The following is a 13,476-nucleotide window of genomic DNA, read 5'->3' on the forward strand; positions in this document are numbered from 1 at the left end:
TTCCCCGGTACCGCGATGGCCACGGCTACCGTGGCCGAAAGCGCAGGCCGACCGAAGATCGCCGACGTACAGAAGGCGCTGGAGACGGTGGCCCGGACGCCCGGCGTGGTGGGCGTCATCGGGGAGGTTTACTACGACGGCAAACGCATCGGCAAGGGCTCGGCCGGCTCGCGCCTGCTCGATGGCAAGGGCGGGAAGATTCCGTCCGATGCCCGTTACCGGATCGGCTCGCAGACCAAGCAGATGACCGCCACCATCGTGATGCAGCTGGTCAGGGAGGGCAAGCTGAGCCTGGACGACAAGCTCAGCGAGGTCCTGCCGCAGGTGGCCGAGCAAGACCTGGTCGAATACGCGTCCGACATCACGGTACGCCACCTCATCACCCTGACCAGCGGCGTCCCGGAATACCTGCCCGCCGCGCCGTTCGACTTCACCACTCGCTACACCCCCACCCAGTTGCTGGAGATCTCCCGCAAGAGGCAGCGGCCGGTGGAGATCGGTACGTGGAACTACTCCAACACCAACTACCTCCTGCTCGGCATGATGATCGAGAAGGTGACCGGCCACAGCATGGCCGCCGAGTTCGACCGGCGCCTGTTCGGCCCGTTGAAGATGACCGACAGCTATCTGCCCACCAAGCCGCCGCAGGGCATCAAGGGCCCCCACGGACACGGCTACTGGACCGACGAGACCGGCAAGCTGCGCGACGTCGACCGGCTCAACGCCAGCACCCTGCTCACCGCCGGAGGCGTGATCTCCACCGCACGCGACGTCAGTCGCTTCCAGCAGGCCTTCCAGCAGGGCAACCTGCTGCCCGCGGACCTGCAGAAGGTCATCACGGACCCGCCGCCCGGCCAGGAGCCGCTGCCGGCGGGCGGCCCCTGCGCGGGCAACCCCGAACTGCTCCCAGGACACGGCGGCGCCGCACCCGGCTTCTCCGCCACCACCTACACCTCCTCCGACGGCCGCCTGCAGTACGCCGTCTCCACGACGGTGGCAGGCCGAGAACCGGAACGGGAGGCGGCCATGCGAGCCGTCTCACAGTCCGTCAAGGCGGTGTTCTGCCCGGCGAGCTAGAGCCTGTACGGAGTTGAGATCGCAGAGATTGCCTGCGCTCCAATCTGCGCTCCTGGTAGTCCTTCGCCATGGCGCGTGGAGACCTGACCGATGAGGAGTGGTCCTTGATCGAGCCTCACTTGCCGCTGGGCGAGCGAGGCCCGATCCCGGATCTGCGGCAACAGTCAAACGCGGTGATGTGGCGGTTTCGGACCGGCAGCCCGTGGCGGGACCTGCCCGCTGCCGAGTACGGGCCCTGGTCCACGGAAAATGACCGGTTCCGCTCGTGGGCGGTAAGCGGGATGTTCAAGCGGCTGATGCAGGCGATGATCGCTGAGGCCGCGGCCCGCGGGCACCCGCGTGGCAGGCATGCCTCCGCCGTGCCCGCGCCTGCTCGGCCGGCAGCACTGCCAGCGCGTCGGCCAGCGCCTGCAGGTCGCCGGCGTGATCGCTTTCGCCAGCGATGACGCTCGCGTCGTGGGCCAGCCGCGGCCTGCGAGGCGAGCCGGCCGACGGCAGGAAGTCCACCAGCAGGTCCGTCAGCGCCTCGGCATCGATGCCGCCGACCGCCAGCGCGTCGTACAACGCGCCATGGCCACGACGAAACTCAGGCTCCAGCGACAACTGCACCAGCGAGGTCACCGGGTACATGCGTGCCGCCTCGCTGAGTGGGGCAGGCGAGAGCATCAATGCCTGCGGTCGATCAGGCCGCCGCGCCATTCTGAGCATCGGGCCACCGCCTTCCGGAATCCGTCAGATCCACGGTGAGACGGTGGCCCTCGACCTGCCGCACAGGTCGACGTCAACGGCCGCCCTGTTCTTCAGCCGAGCGACTACACGTCGTTCTGGCCTGCATGGGTAACGGTCGGTAGCGGAGAAACGCGCAAACATGCCGAGACGCGCCACAGATGCCCGCATTCATGCAGTGGACGGTCCACTGCAACCCGAAGCAGGCCGAACGCCCGCTTCAGAGGTCAAAAGCAGAGTTGGAGGGTGTCTCGATTCCTCCTTGCGATTTTTACGGAGGCGCTAAAGACCTTGTTCAGCAGCGATCGTAGCGGTCAGGCCTTCGCCTTCACGACGCTGTGCGATGAGCGTTTCTATTCTGGCTGCCACCGTCGGCAGTCCGCCGTCGCCGAGCGTTTGGCCGTCCCGCAGCCGGGTGAGGTGGCGGATGACGGTGAGGTGCTCGGCGAGGGTGGCGGGCCCTGCCGGATAGGTGGCATTCAGCAGTTCGGAGGCGGTGCCAGGGGCTCCGGTGACCACGTGTCCGAGTTGCTTGACTGCGGTGTCGGTGAACTCGGCGACGTCGATGCCTGCCGCCCGCACGGTGTCGAGGGCTCTCAGCAGGCCGAGTTGGGCGTCGTACCAGAGGCCGAAGAGAGTGAGATCCCAGATGGCGGCCGCTTGTGGTGCCTCTCCCACGAAGTACGGTGTGCTCAGCAGGCCCAGGAGCGCGCGGTGTCGCTCAAACGCCGATCGTGAGCCGCCGTAGAGGATGGTCGCCGCGTCGGTGCCGATCATCTCCGGCGAGGTCTGGATCCCCGCATCGAGGTAGGACGCTCCCAGGGCGGTCACCCACTGGGCGGCGCGTTCCGCGTCCTCAGGGGTTCCGGTGCACATCGCGACAATGGTTCGTCCGGACAGGTCTCCATCCAGCTCGGCGAGGCACTGCTGCACGGCGACGTAGTCGGTGAGGGTGAAAAGGGCCAGCGTGGCAGAGGACACCGCCTCTCTCACCGACCCCGCCGGCCGCGCCCCGGCGGCGGCCAATGGGTCGAGACGGCTCGGTGTACGGTTCCACACCACCACGTCGTGACCATGGGCGAGGATGCGACGTGCTGCCGCACTGCCGATGGCACCCGCGCCGATCACGGCAATCTGATGGTCAGAGGTCTTGGGTTCCGTCATGAAGATGATCTTGCAATATCAACCTTACTTGAGGTCAAGGTGTGATTTGCAATCGTTTGTCCGTGTTAACCATGACCGACTGGATCGGTGGCCCGCCGCCAATGTGTTACACCCTCGACGCGCCGGATGCTGGCATGCGTGGGAGAAATCGGCCAGGTGCTGTTGGGTTCCGTCGCCGGAGGGACTGGCGACCCGCTACGACAAGGCCCCGCAAAGCCAGGAGGCCGGGCTGTATCTTCGGGGCTCGATCCTGTGGTTAAGAGCTCCTAACGCAATGAGGTCAGGCGTCGCCAGCAGATGAGTGCGCAGGCCAGTTTGAGGAAGGCCTCGTGGATGTCGGCGCGGATCTCCCAGCGGATGCGCAGGCGGCGGAAGGCGTGCAGCAGGGCGAAGGCCTGTTCCACGACCCAGCGTTGTTTGCCCAGGCCGGAGCCGTGTTCGGTGCCGCGGCGGGCGATCAGCGGGCGGATCTGCAGCTCGCGTACCAGACGGCGGTACTTGTCGTGGTCGTAGCCGCGGTCGGCGAGCACGACGTCGGGACGCTGGCGGGGTCGGCCGCGCTTGCCGCGGACCTTCGGGATAGCGTCCAGCAGCGGGCGTAGCTGGGTGACGTCGTTGCGGTGGCCGCCGGTCAAGATCACGGCCAGCGGGATGCCGGTGGCGTCAGTGATCAGGTGGTGCTTGCTGCCGGCCCGCCCTCGGTCGACCGGGGACGGGCCGGTCTGCGCCCCCCTTTTAACGCTCTGATCTGCGAGGAGTCCACTGCGGCCCGGGAGAAGTCGAGTGCGTCGGCGGCCCGTAGCCGGTCGAGCAGGACCTGGTGCAGCCGCTGCCAGACGCCGGCCTTGTTCCACTCGGCCAGCCGCCGCCAGCACGTCATGCCTGAGCCATAGCCGAGCTCCTGCGGCAGGTGCTCCCAGGCGATCCCGGTGTGCAGCACGAACAAGATGCCCTGCAACGCCAGCCGGTCATCCAGCCGCTTGCGCCCAGGATGGCGGAACCTGGGCTGACGCTGGGGCAGCAGCGGCTCGATCACCGCCCACAGCTCGTCGCTGACCTCCCACGGCTTCAGCTTGGCCATCCGCGCTCCTCTCGCCTGCTACAGCGAGAGATCAAAGCACAACGTAGATCATTCTGTTAGGCGCTCTAAGACTCCTCACCTCAACCACATGATCGACCTTCAAACAGCTCCTAGTGTCCTGAGTCGGTAATTCGCCGACAATATGGGGCGAGAGCGTCGAGGATCTCTGCGGCGGTCTTGGTCCAGATGAAGGGCTTGGGGTCCTCGTTCCAGGAGGCGATCCAGGTACGAATGTCCTTCTCCAACGCCTGCACCGTCTTGTGCACGCCGCGTCGTAGCTGTTTGGTCGGCAGTTCGGCGAACCAGCGTTCCACCAGGTTGAGCCAGGACGAGCCGGTCGGGGTGAAGTACAGATGGAAGCGCGGGTGTGCCAGCAGCCAGCGTTTGATCGCAGGCGTCTTGTGCGTGGCGTAGTTGTCGCAGATCAGGTGGACATCGAGCTCGGCCGGGACCTCCTTGTCCACCTTGATCAGGAATTTTTTGAACTCCACCGCGCGATGCCTGCGGTGCCGGGAGCCGATCACCTTGCCCGAGATCACGTCCAGAGCAGCGAACAACGTGGTGGTGCCGGCCCGGACATAGTCATGGGTGGCCCGCTCGGGCACACCCGGCATCATCGGCAATACCGGCTGCGAGCGATCCAGCGCTTGGATCTGCGACTTCTCATCGACGCATAAGACCAGCGCCCGCTCTGGCGGATCCAGATACAGACCGACCACGTCATGCACTTTCTCCACGAAGAAGGGATCGGCTGACAGCTTGAACGTCTCCGACCGATGCGGCTGCAGGCCGAACGCCCGCCAGACGCGCGACACCGTCGACTGCGACAGGCCCACCTGCTTGGCCATCGAGCGCGTCGACCAGTGCGTGGCGTTGGCGGGCTTGGACTCCAAGGTGCGCGCGATCAGCTCCGCCACCTGCTCATCGCTCACCGTCCGCGGCCGGCCTGGACGCGGCTCATCCGCCAGACCCATCAGCCGATCAGCCAGGAAGCGCCGACGCCACTTCGAGACCGTCTCGCGCGATACCCCGACCTCCCCGGCCACCACCTTGGTGGACACAGGCACGCCGTCCTCGCCGATCGCATCACACGCCAGGATCAGCCGGGCCGTGACGCCATGTCCTGAGCGCCCTTACGCCGCCGTACCCACCGCTCAAGCTCAGCCCGCTCGCTCTCGGTCAGATGCAGCGGCTCCACCTTCGGTCCCGGACGCCCCATAACCATAGACTCAGGAGACTAGGAATGCCCTGAAGATCTCGCTTGATCGTCAAGGGGTTTGCTGAAGGGGTCAGCGCCTACGACGTAGGCCGCGGCGTGGACCCGGGCGCGTTCCGGATGCGTCAGGTGCTCGCGTAGGCGAGCTGCGGCGCCGCCGTCGCGGTGGGCTTTGCCGAGCCAGTGCAGCATGCCGTCGGCATCGACGGCCAGGTACAGGCCAGCCAGCACGTCGTCCAGCGCGCGGAGGCTGTGGTGCCGTTGCGCAGCATCGAGGCTGTATGACTCGGGCCATTCCCCCTCCGCGAGCGGACCCAGCGCGGTCCAAACCCGTGCCAGCACCTGCAGGGTCACCAGCGCCCCCGGCACGGGCTCCCGGCAGAGTCGCCTCTCACAACTCCATCACCGCCGCGACGGCCTGGTCCAGAAGGGAGGTGATCTGCTTCCGGGCGGCGATCAGCTCTTCGGCGTAAGCCTTTTGCACCTGGCTGGGCTGCTCAGGCGCAGCAGCCTCCTGGCGAGCGGCCACGGCCTCGTGGATGAACTCCACCAGCGCCTGGAGATCTTTGGTGGTGGCTTTGATCCCGTCCTGGCTCTCCTTCAGCCGCTGAGACAGCTCATCGCGCAGACGCGTCACGCGGGTGGGCGCGTCTTCGACGATGTCCTCGTGGACCTCCTTGTTCCCGTCGCCGTTTCCCTCGTCGTGGTGATCGGAGGTGTCTCCGGCGCCTTGTGACGCCGAGTCCTGGCGAGAAGGCGATGGTTTGCCGCGGCTGACGGAGGTCGGGGGGAAGAAGGCGTCGAACCAGGTCTTGTCGGCCAGCACGCCTTCCCGCGGAGTCCCGTCCGGAGCCGGGCCCAGAAGGTGCCCGGGGCCGGCACCGCGGTGTTCCGGCTCGATGACCTGGCCGTCACCCCGTGGTACGCGGAGGCGCCGTACCTGAAGACCCTCGTCGTCAAACTGGTCAGCCCCGACGATCGCACCACCGACCGGATCGAGACCCGGATCGGCTTCCGCCGCGTCCGCGTCGAGGGCCGCGACCTGCTCGTCAACGGTCGCCGTGTGCTGATCCAGAGCGTCAACCGCCATGATGTGGACCCGCGCACCGGGCGGGTGATGTCGCACACCACCATGCTGGCCGAACTGTCGCTTTTGAAGCGGTTCAACGGTCGTACTGCGGGACACGCTGGAGCCCATCGGGGTGGCGGGGTTCTTCGCGGCCGGCGAGTAGGGCCGGTAGCCGGGCATGACCATGTGCACGGATTTCCCGTGTCCGTCCTGGTCTTCTCCGGGTGGCCTCAATCGACCGTAACGGGACCATGACGTATCGTGACGACGGGAGGCCCGGCGGCCCCCCGCTACTCGGGAGGGGCCGCCGGGCGGGCCGCTTTCTTCCGGCGGGAGGTCGCCGGACCAGCGGTCTATCGGTGAGGAGTCACGGTCCTGTGGGTGAGGAGCCGTTCGGATTGAGGCGGTCAGTCGTTCTTGTTGGTGACGCCCTGTCCCTCCTCCGTACCCTGGTCGAGAGTGGGACCGTTGTCCTGCTTGTCCGTGGTTCCGCCGGTTTCGTTGTCAAGGGGCGGGGTCGCGGGCGCGGATTTGGTGACGCCCTGTCCCTCCTCCGTACTCTCGTTGAGGGTGGGACCGTTGTCCTGCTTGTCCGTGGTTCCGCCGGTCTCGTCGTCAGCGGGCGGGATCGTGGGCGCGGACGTGGGCTCGCAGGGCGCGACCGTCCCCTTGACCACCTGGAGAGAGACCGTGGACGGCGGCGCGGAGTCGCCGTCCACGCTCTTCGTGACGGCCAGCACCAGCGTGGACCCCTCGGGGACCTTCCCCTCCTTGATCTCGAAGGCGATCCCGTCACCCGCCTTGCTGATGCCCACGGCGAACTTCCCGTCCGCGGCCCCGTTCTCGCCCCGGGGCTGCTTGCAGGTCTGGCCTGCGGGCAGGTAGTCCACCACCGACTTGACCCCGGCCTCGGCCAGCTCGGACTCCAGGCCGTCGGGGTCGACGAACGAGTTGATCTGCACCTCGACAGTGCCGTCCGAGCCCTTCGAGACCGCGTACGCCGCGCTGGCGGTCACGCCGGTCAGCATCACCACGGCTGTGGCGGCCGCCGCGGCCCCCGCCACCACGGCGGACAGTCCCAGGATGCGCCGGATGCGTCGTACGGGTATCACAGTTGTCATTTGATCTTCTGCCTTTCTCGTCGTGATCTCGTCCTTGAGTGCACTCAGAAGGCGATCTTCGAAGTTGGTCATATCCGTCCTTCCTGGTACACGGCCGACAGCGAGACGACCTTCTCGAGGGCGCGGCGGGCGCGGTGCAGTCTGACGCGTGCGGTCACGTGCCTGATGCCTAAAGCCTTGGCGGCCTCGGTGACGGTGAGCTGATCGATCGCGACGAGCTCCAGCACAGCGCGTTCGCTTTCGGGAAGGCCCTGCATGGCCTCCAAGGCGTTGCGCATCCGGCGCTCGGCGTCGATCCGCTCCTCCATCCTGGTGAGATCGTCATCATCCATCAGCCGGCGGCCGGCGACGCGGCTGGCCGCCCGCGCCTCGATGGCCGCCTTGCGGTGCTGGGCGGATACGACATTGCGTGCGATGCCGTAGAGCCAAGCGAGCTCGCTACCCCGGCCGGGCACGTAGGTGTGCGCCGAGTCAAGGGCCGCCAGGAAGATGTCCGCCGTCAGGTCGGCGGCGAGGTGAGGATCGCTCACCCGCCGGACCACGAATCTCATGACGGCATCGACGTGGCGGCGATAGAAGGCCTCAAAGGCCGCGGGGTCCTCGTGGAGGCGCACTGGCCTCGCTCCCTTCGTCGTTCGCCCTTACACCTCTACTTGGATCGGGCGGCGAGAAGCGTTTCAGGCCCTAATTCGACGACACCTCAGATCGAGACCTTCAGCCGCGACAGGGCCAGGCGCAGCCAGGCACTGGAGCACCCGCTGTCGCGCACCGCCCTACAACTACGGCGCCTCACCCCGCAGAGCGCGATCCGCGCCCCACTGGCGGACGGCCGGCCCGTCATCGTCCGATCGTCACCCAGGCGGACGTCTCCGCCGACCTCAGCACGGCCGAGGTGACCACGTTCATCCGCGATCCGTTGTCGAACGTCGGCACCCGCTCGGGCAGCTCCCCCGCGATGCCTGCGTAGACGTCGCGGACGAACGCGTTGAAGGCGTCCTGGTAGCCCATCGGGTGCCCGGCGGGCACGATCGACAGCGGTCCAGGACCGCGTGAGACGACCGTGACCGTCCCCCGCCGCCCGATGCGCAGCGTCTCTGGACGCTCCTGGGCGAAGGCCATCGTGCTCAAGGTGCCCATGAGCATGATCCTGAGGTCGTTGTGGTGACCACTTCTCGTCTTCAGCTACTTCCGTGACCGCGCTCACCCCGGCCCAAACGGTGCTGGGCACTGACTGCTCCGTACTGCATGGAGACATCCTGCACAGCCGAAGGCCCCAGCAGATCGACGATTTCGAGCGCGCACCCAGCTTCGCCGCTCTCATCGCATAGATCATCGTCGGCGGTCAGGGCCTGAACCTTTTCAGCGCGTCGGTGGTGGTCATCCTCGAACCACAGAACAAACTCAGCACCGGATGGCAGGGCCACCGGCCGTGCTCACCGTATCGGCCAGACACGCCCCGTGACGGTCTACCGGCTCATCGCCTTAGACACGCTGGAAGAACAGCTCGTGCAACGGGGGCATGTCAGCCGGTGGCCCTGCTGGGGGTTGGGCTGCGCATCAGCGGCGGCAACATGGGCCTCGGTGGCTCGCGTGCCGGAGCCCGCCGGCTGGCCCATCTCGGTCGGTCCGGGAGCGGACTGCTGGATGAGCAGGTCCGTGAGCCGGTAGGCGGCATGACCGTGCCCCCGCACATGCTCCGCGCCACCGCGGCTACCCTTGCTGCGGGCCGTCGGCGTCCCGTTAGAAGACGTCCAGGAACTGCTCGGGCACGCCTCCCCGGTCACCACCCAGCGCTACGACCGCGGCCAGAGCGCCCTGGACCCTGGACGAAGCCGGCGCACTGCTGCGCGGCGCATAGCGGATCACGAGCGCCATCCGGCCGACGCCGCGGCGGTGATGCTGCTCGAAGATGTGCCGCTTCACCGTGGCGTCGGCCAGCGCGCGCCCGCGCCGGGTGAGCTCCGCCGCCCGGCCGGTGCCGGTGCCGAGCTCGTCGGCGTAGGCGACCAGGACGTCCTCGGTGACCTGCCACAGCCCGGCGCCGGGCGCGGTGGCCGCCCACCAGCGCACGAACATGCTCAGATCGGCCAGCCGGGGGCGTCGGGTGGCCGCGGTCCGGCCCGCGCGGAGCCACGCGGCCGCCGTCGGCCAGCTGGCTTGCTGCCCGGTCGCCGGGTCGTCGTGGCGGGGCAGCGCGTCGATGAGGTCGACGTCGACGCCGGGCACCTCGCCGCCGTCCCGCCACCGGCGACGCGGCCGCAGCCCGGCGATGTCGCCGACCGAGTCCACCAGCGGACGTGGCGGCGGCAGCGGCGATGCGGGCGACGCCGGGAGTGGCGGTTGCCGCCCGGCCACGCCGTGCATTCCCCCGCTCCCCCGGCCGCTGACGCCCGCCTGCGTGGCGGGAGTACCCGAGGCACCCGCCGTGGTGTCAGCGGTGCCGGGGCGCGGGCCGGCCGGGCCGGGCCGCCACAGCGCGGTGGGGACGAGCACGTCGATCCGCTCGCCCGGCTGCTTGCCGGTCATGCCCGAGGCCCAGCGGGTCGCTCCGTCATGCAGCCTGTCGCTGGCGCGTCGGTCCCGGTTCGCACGGCCGTATCGAGTCCCAGCGCGGCGAGCTGGGCGGCGCGCCGTTCCAACAGCTCGTCCAGGTCTGTGACCAGCGGCGGCCCTGTTCCAGCGTGGCGGGCTGCCGCCCGGATGCGGCGCGCACCCGATTGACCAGGGCGAGCATCTGCCTGGCCTCGTCGATGACCCAGCTGGGCACCATGCCGTAGAGGCCCGCCGCCTGCTCCTGTCGTTGCGCCCGCTGCGGGGCGGCGGCACTCCGTCGACGTCCAGGGCCAGCACCGGGCTCTGCCCCCGACCGGCGCGCGGTGTGCGCCCGTCGGGCTGCGGCGAGGGCTTGTCCAGGTCATTGATCACGGTGTCTCGTGCCAGCTATCGACGCCTGTGCTGATGAGGCGAGGCCCGGGTTCGCGTGGCAGACGCATGGCGCGATCCGGGTCGTGGTCTTCCGGCAGGAGCTGAGGCTTCGGACGTCGGCAGAAACCGCACCTGCCCGACCTGGCGCTTTCCGGGAGGAGAAAGCGTAGGGGCGGTCCTGGTGCTGGCCCGGATCTGCGCTGGTCTCGCTCACGTGGATAATTAGCATTAGCACATGCCGCAGCAATCTACGTTCCGCATATCGCTTAGGCGTATTCTTAACGATCACTGAGAAGGGCAATTCTCAAAGATCATCTCTGCTAGGGTTGCTCTTCGGACCGACCCTGCCGTGGTTCCCGAGGCGGGATCCCGCCCGCTCCCCGCGACCGCCTTCCCCTCCTCCGCCGCCGGACTGGCGCCTGTCGCCGCCGTGGCGATCGCGCCCGCCCGCGATCCGTACCTGCTTTACCTGGGACGCCTGGGCAGCGCCGACTCCCGCCGCGCCATGCGGATCTGCCTGGACCACATCACCCGCATGCTGACCGGCGACCCGCTCGACGACGCCACCGTCACCGGCCAGGGCCAGCCCTGGCACCACCTGCGCTACGAGCACACCGCCTGGATCCGTGAGCAGATCGACCAGATGGACTGGTCGCCCGCCTACCGCAACAAACACCTGGCCGCGTTGCGCGGCGTGCTCAAGGAGGCGTGGAAACTCGGCCTGCTCAGCACCGACGACCATCAGCGGGCCGTCGCCCTGGCCCCCTTCACCGGCCACCGCGAGCCGGCCGGCCAGCACGTCCCGGACACCGTCATCGGCGCGCTCATCGCCGCCTGCGACGCCGACCTCTCACCCGCCGGCGTCGTCACCGGCGCCGGGCTGCGCGACGCGGCCGTCATCGCCGTGCTGGACGCGTGCGGCCTGCGCCGCGCCGAGCTGGTCGCCCTGCAGTACGCCGACTACGACCGGGCCCGTCGCATGCTCACCGTCATCGGCAAGGGCGACAAACAACGCCGCATCCCGGTCAACACCTTCGCCGCCCGCCGCCTGGAGGCCTGGCTCGCCCGCCGCGGCACCCACCGCGGCCCGCTGTTCCCGCGCCTGACCCGCGGCGGCACCGTACGCACCACCCCCGACGGCCGCCCCTGGCAGATGAACCCCCAGGCCGTACGCGACATCCTCACCAAACGCACCGAACAGGCCGCCACCACCCCGGTCCGGCCCCACGACCTGCGCCGCACCTTCATCTCCAACCTCCTGCCGCAGGCCGACGCGATCATGACCGCCCGCCTGGCCGGCCACGCCAGCCCCAGCACCACCCTCGGCTACGACGTACGCCCCGACGAAGAAGCCCGCGACGCCGTCGAACGACTCCGCACCCCCACCGTCGCGCCCCTACTGCCCGAGACACCCGCTGACCATCGGCCTCCCGCCGCACCATGACAAGGACCGGCACCAGGCCCGGCATCGGCCCGCGAGCTGTCCCGGTCGTAGCGCTTCACGAGGTGCCGCCGGTCAGCTACCCCGGTAAGCGCTACAGCGTCGGCAGCAGGTCAGGACCTCCACCGGCTGCCGGTAGGACGGCCAGCGCCTCGGAACCGTCGGCTCACGCCAGCGGGCCCTTTTGTCCAGCAGCGGGCCCGCACGTGCCACCCCTCCGGGCCAGGTTCGAGCATGGCCGGTCGGAGCCGCAGCCCGCATTGCCGGGCAGTGCCGGCCAGGATCTGGCCGGCCCGCCCAATGCCCCGGCTCAGCAGAGGGCCATCGCCGGGCTGGTAGCCGGCAGCGTAGGCACGTGCGGCGGCGAACAGGTCCCGGCCCCACTCCGGAACGGGATAATCAATCCGGAACGGCAGATAGCTGCTCAGCGTGGCGGCATCTGGCGCCAGGTTGGACAGCCGCATGAAGCCCAGCAGGGCAGGCGGCAGGCTGGTCACCAAAAGCGCCGCCACGGCGCAGGCGTGTAGCGGGTCGACGACCCGGCTACGGCACTGCTCGGCCACCGCGGGCGTGAACGGCAGGTCAGTGAAGCCCGGCCCGCTCCACCGCTCAGGTCGCCCGGGCAGCAGCAGGTGAAGGCCATGCCGGAGGAAGCCGGCCTGCGCGCCGCGCAGCACCGCCAAGCTGTGCGCCCCCGACGGCATGCCGGCCACCAGCCCGACCAGGAAGCGCACCAGCGATCTCCGATCGCACTCCTGCACCTGCGGCGAGACTGCCGACTCCGGCGGGCTCAGCAGCGCGGCCCAGCGCGCTCGCACGCTCTCCCAGCTCGGCACCTCCCACAGCCCGGGCTCGCACGCCATCGCCCGGCTCGCTGGGCCGCATTCCGCGAGCCTGGCTTCGTCTCGAGCCCGAAACTGACGGCAGCATTCGGCCGGAGGCCGATTCACCTGCTCTGCGACGGCAGACGCGAAGGCACAGACCGCCTCCCCGCCGTAGTCGTACAGCACGTCCACGCGGCAAAAATCCTTGCGCTGCAGCAGCCGCTGAGCATCCGCGCGAAACCACGGGGCCTCGCTGCCGGGCAGCGGGGGCAAGGCTTGCGAAAGTACGTGGGCGAGCGTGTGGTCCTTCTGCTCACGCCGCTCACCGGTCACCACCGGCGCCGCGCCCGGTTTCGGCTGCCGTGCCACCGCGACCGCCTCGGCCACCTGCCGTGACAGGCAGATGGCGGACGCCGGCAGGACCGTCTCCCACGACGGCGGTGGTGGCGCGTGCCACACCACCGTGAGCGCCACAGGAGCGTCGGCGGCGAGCTGCGTCAGCCGGGCCAGCGCGCGCTGCGGCAGCCGGTGCCCACGCAGCACCACCAAGCGCCCGATGCCCGCCGCGACGAGCCACGCGGTGGCCGCCTGCCACATCGCCGCAGTGCCGATGCGGCTGCTGACCACGGCGGCGGGCTGTTTGCCCAAAGCGACCAGAATATCCCGGGCCAACGACACCACCGCCGTAGTGCCCACTGTCGGATTCACGACCAGCACTCCACTGGCGCGATCCAGAGAGCCCAGCACAGCTCGAGTCACCCGGTAGTCATCGACCGCATCCAGCAGGATCGTCACCGGTAGCGGGGCACCGGAGGCCGAAGGACCGATCATG

General features: G+C 68.9%; 13 protein-coding genes and 2 pseudogenes. 4 read left to right on the forward strand and 11 right to left on the reverse strand.

The window, feature by feature from the left end; translation table 11 throughout:
* Nucleotides 1–15 precede the first annotated feature (15 nt).
* A complete protein-coding gene (locus AC27IY_RS11790) occupies nucleotides 16–1,077 on the forward strand; it encodes a serine hydrolase domain-containing protein (protein WP_487177953.1) in 1,062 nt (353 codons plus the stop codon).
* Nucleotides 1,078–1,145: 68 nt separating this feature from the next.
* Nucleotides 1,146–1,316, forward strand: a pseudogene (locus AC27IY_RS11795) (transposase); the annotation flags it as partial.
* A 46-nt stretch (nucleotides 1,317–1,362) separates the two neighbouring features.
* On the opposite strand, the gene AC27IY_RS11800 reads toward AC27IY_RS11795, so the two are convergent.
* From AC27IY_RS11800 to AC27IY_RS11825, 6 genes and pseudogenes are all read right to left on the reverse strand, one after another.
* Nucleotides 1,363–1,707, reverse strand: coding sequence for a hypothetical protein (locus AC27IY_RS11800; protein ID WP_449958655.1), 345 nt, complete (start codon nucleotides 1,705–1,707; stop codon nucleotides 1,363–1,365).
* A gap of 378 nt (nucleotides 1,708–2,085) precedes the next feature.
* Nucleotides 2,086–2,967, reverse strand: a complete 882-nt coding sequence (locus AC27IY_RS11805) for an NAD(P)-dependent oxidoreductase (protein ID WP_487177954.1) — start codon at nucleotides 2,965–2,967, stop codon at nucleotides 2,086–2,088.
* A 266-nt stretch (nucleotides 2,968–3,233) separates the two neighbouring features.
* Nucleotides 3,234–4,048 (reverse strand): IS5 family transposase gene (locus AC27IY_RS11810; protein WP_487177955.1). Its coding sequence is split into 2 segments (ribosomal slippage): nucleotides 3,234–3,691 and nucleotides 3,691–4,048, totalling 816 coding nucleotides; the frame shifts between segments, so codons are not numbered across the junction.
* Between the two features lie 110 nt (nucleotides 4,049–4,158).
* Nucleotides 4,159–5,273 (reverse strand): annotated as a pseudogene (locus AC27IY_RS11815) (IS630 family transposase).
* Between the two features lie 12 nt (nucleotides 5,274–5,285).
* Nucleotides 5,286–5,618 carry a hypothetical protein gene (locus AC27IY_RS11820; protein ID WP_449958658.1) on the reverse strand — a complete coding sequence of 111 codons (333 nt, stop codon included), beginning with the start codon at nucleotides 5,616–5,618 and terminating at the stop codon, nucleotides 5,286–5,288.
* Nucleotides 5,619–5,655: 37 nt separating this feature from the next.
* Nucleotides 5,656–6,090, reverse strand: a complete 435-nt coding sequence (locus AC27IY_RS11825) for a hypothetical protein (protein WP_487177956.1) — start codon at nucleotides 6,088–6,090, stop codon at nucleotides 5,656–5,658.
* A 60-nt stretch (nucleotides 6,091–6,150) separates the two neighbouring features.
* On the opposite strand from AC27IY_RS11825, the gene AC27IY_RS11830 reads away from it, so the two are divergent.
* On the forward strand, nucleotides 6,151–6,588 hold the full coding sequence (locus AC27IY_RS11830) for a glycoside hydrolase family 2 TIM barrel-domain containing protein (RefSeq protein WP_487177957.1): 438 nt from the start codon (nucleotides 6,151–6,153) through the stop codon (nucleotides 6,586–6,588).
* A gap of 152 nt (nucleotides 6,589–6,740) precedes the next feature.
* On the opposite strand, the gene AC27IY_RS11835 is transcribed toward AC27IY_RS11830, so the two are convergent.
* The 4 genes from AC27IY_RS11835 to AC27IY_RS11850 form a co-directional block, all read right to left on the reverse strand.
* Nucleotides 6,741–7,454 carry a hypothetical protein gene (locus AC27IY_RS11835; protein WP_487177958.1) on the reverse strand — a complete coding sequence of 238 codons (714 nt, stop codon included), beginning with the start codon at nucleotides 7,452–7,454 and terminating at the stop codon, nucleotides 6,741–6,743.
* 68 nt (nucleotides 7,455–7,522) lie between these two features.
* Complete coding sequence (locus AC27IY_RS11840; RefSeq protein ID WP_449958636.1) at nucleotides 7,523–8,068, reverse strand: RNA polymerase sigma factor; 546 nt, start codon at nucleotides 8,066–8,068, stop codon at nucleotides 7,523–7,525.
* A 223-nt stretch (nucleotides 8,069–8,291) separates the two neighbouring features.
* Nucleotides 8,292–8,591, reverse strand: coding sequence for a hypothetical protein (locus AC27IY_RS11845; protein ID WP_449958638.1), 300 nt, complete (start codon nucleotides 8,589–8,591; stop codon nucleotides 8,292–8,294).
* Nucleotides 8,592–9,194: 603 nt separating this feature from the next.
* Complete coding sequence (locus tag AC27IY_RS11850; RefSeq protein WP_487177959.1) at nucleotides 9,195–9,980, reverse strand: hypothetical protein; 786 nt, start codon at nucleotides 9,978–9,980, stop codon at nucleotides 9,195–9,197.
* Between the two features lie 748 nt (nucleotides 9,981–10,728).
* Here AC27IY_RS11850 and AC27IY_RS11855 point away from each other — a divergent pair.
* Nucleotides 10,729–11,823 carry a tyrosine-type recombinase/integrase gene (locus AC27IY_RS11855; RefSeq protein ID WP_487177960.1) on the forward strand — a complete coding sequence of 365 codons (1,095 nt, stop codon included), beginning with the start codon at nucleotides 10,729–10,731 and terminating at the stop codon, nucleotides 11,821–11,823.
* Nucleotides 11,824–11,933: 110 nt separating this feature from the next.
* Here the strand turns inward: AC27IY_RS11855 and AC27IY_RS11860 are convergent, their stop codons facing one another.
* Nucleotides 11,934–13,475: a hypothetical protein gene (locus AC27IY_RS11860; RefSeq protein ID WP_487177961.1), complete on the reverse strand. Its 1,542-nt coding sequence runs from the start codon at nucleotides 13,473–13,475 to the stop codon at nucleotides 11,934–11,936.
* Between the last annotated feature and the right edge of the window lies 1 nt (nucleotide 13,476).

It is taken from the genome of Nonomuraea sp. B208 (assembly GCF_057536035.1).

Bases quoted from the DNA above. Each gene is read 5' to 3' on its own strand.
- AC27IY_RS11805 (WP_487177954.1), bottom strand. From the start codon at position 2,967: ATGACGGAACCCAAGACCTCTGACCATCAGATTGCCGTGATCGGCGCG.
- AC27IY_RS11845 (WP_449958638.1), bottom strand. From the start codon at position 8,591: ATGGGCACCTTGAGCACGATGGCCTTCGCCCAGGAGCGTCCAGAGACG.
- AC27IY_RS11790 (WP_487177953.1), top strand. From the start codon at position 16: ATGGCCACGGCTACCGTGGCCGAAAGCGCAGGCCGACCGAAGATCGCC.
- AC27IY_RS11835 (WP_487177958.1), bottom strand. From the start codon at position 7,454: ATGACAACTGTGATACCCGTACGACGCATCCGGCGCATCCTGGGACTG.
- AC27IY_RS11800 (WP_449958655.1), bottom strand. From the start codon at position 1,707: ATGTACCCGGTGACCTCGCTGGTGCAGTTGTCGCTGGAGCCTGAGTTT.
- AC27IY_RS11860 (WP_487177961.1), bottom strand. From the start codon at position 13,475: ATGATCGGTCCTTCGGCCTCCGGTGCCCCGCTACCGGTGACGATCCTG.
- AC27IY_RS11850 (WP_487177959.1), bottom strand. From the start codon at position 9,980: ATGACCGGCAAGCAGCCGGGCGAGCGGATCGACGTGCTCGTCCCCACC.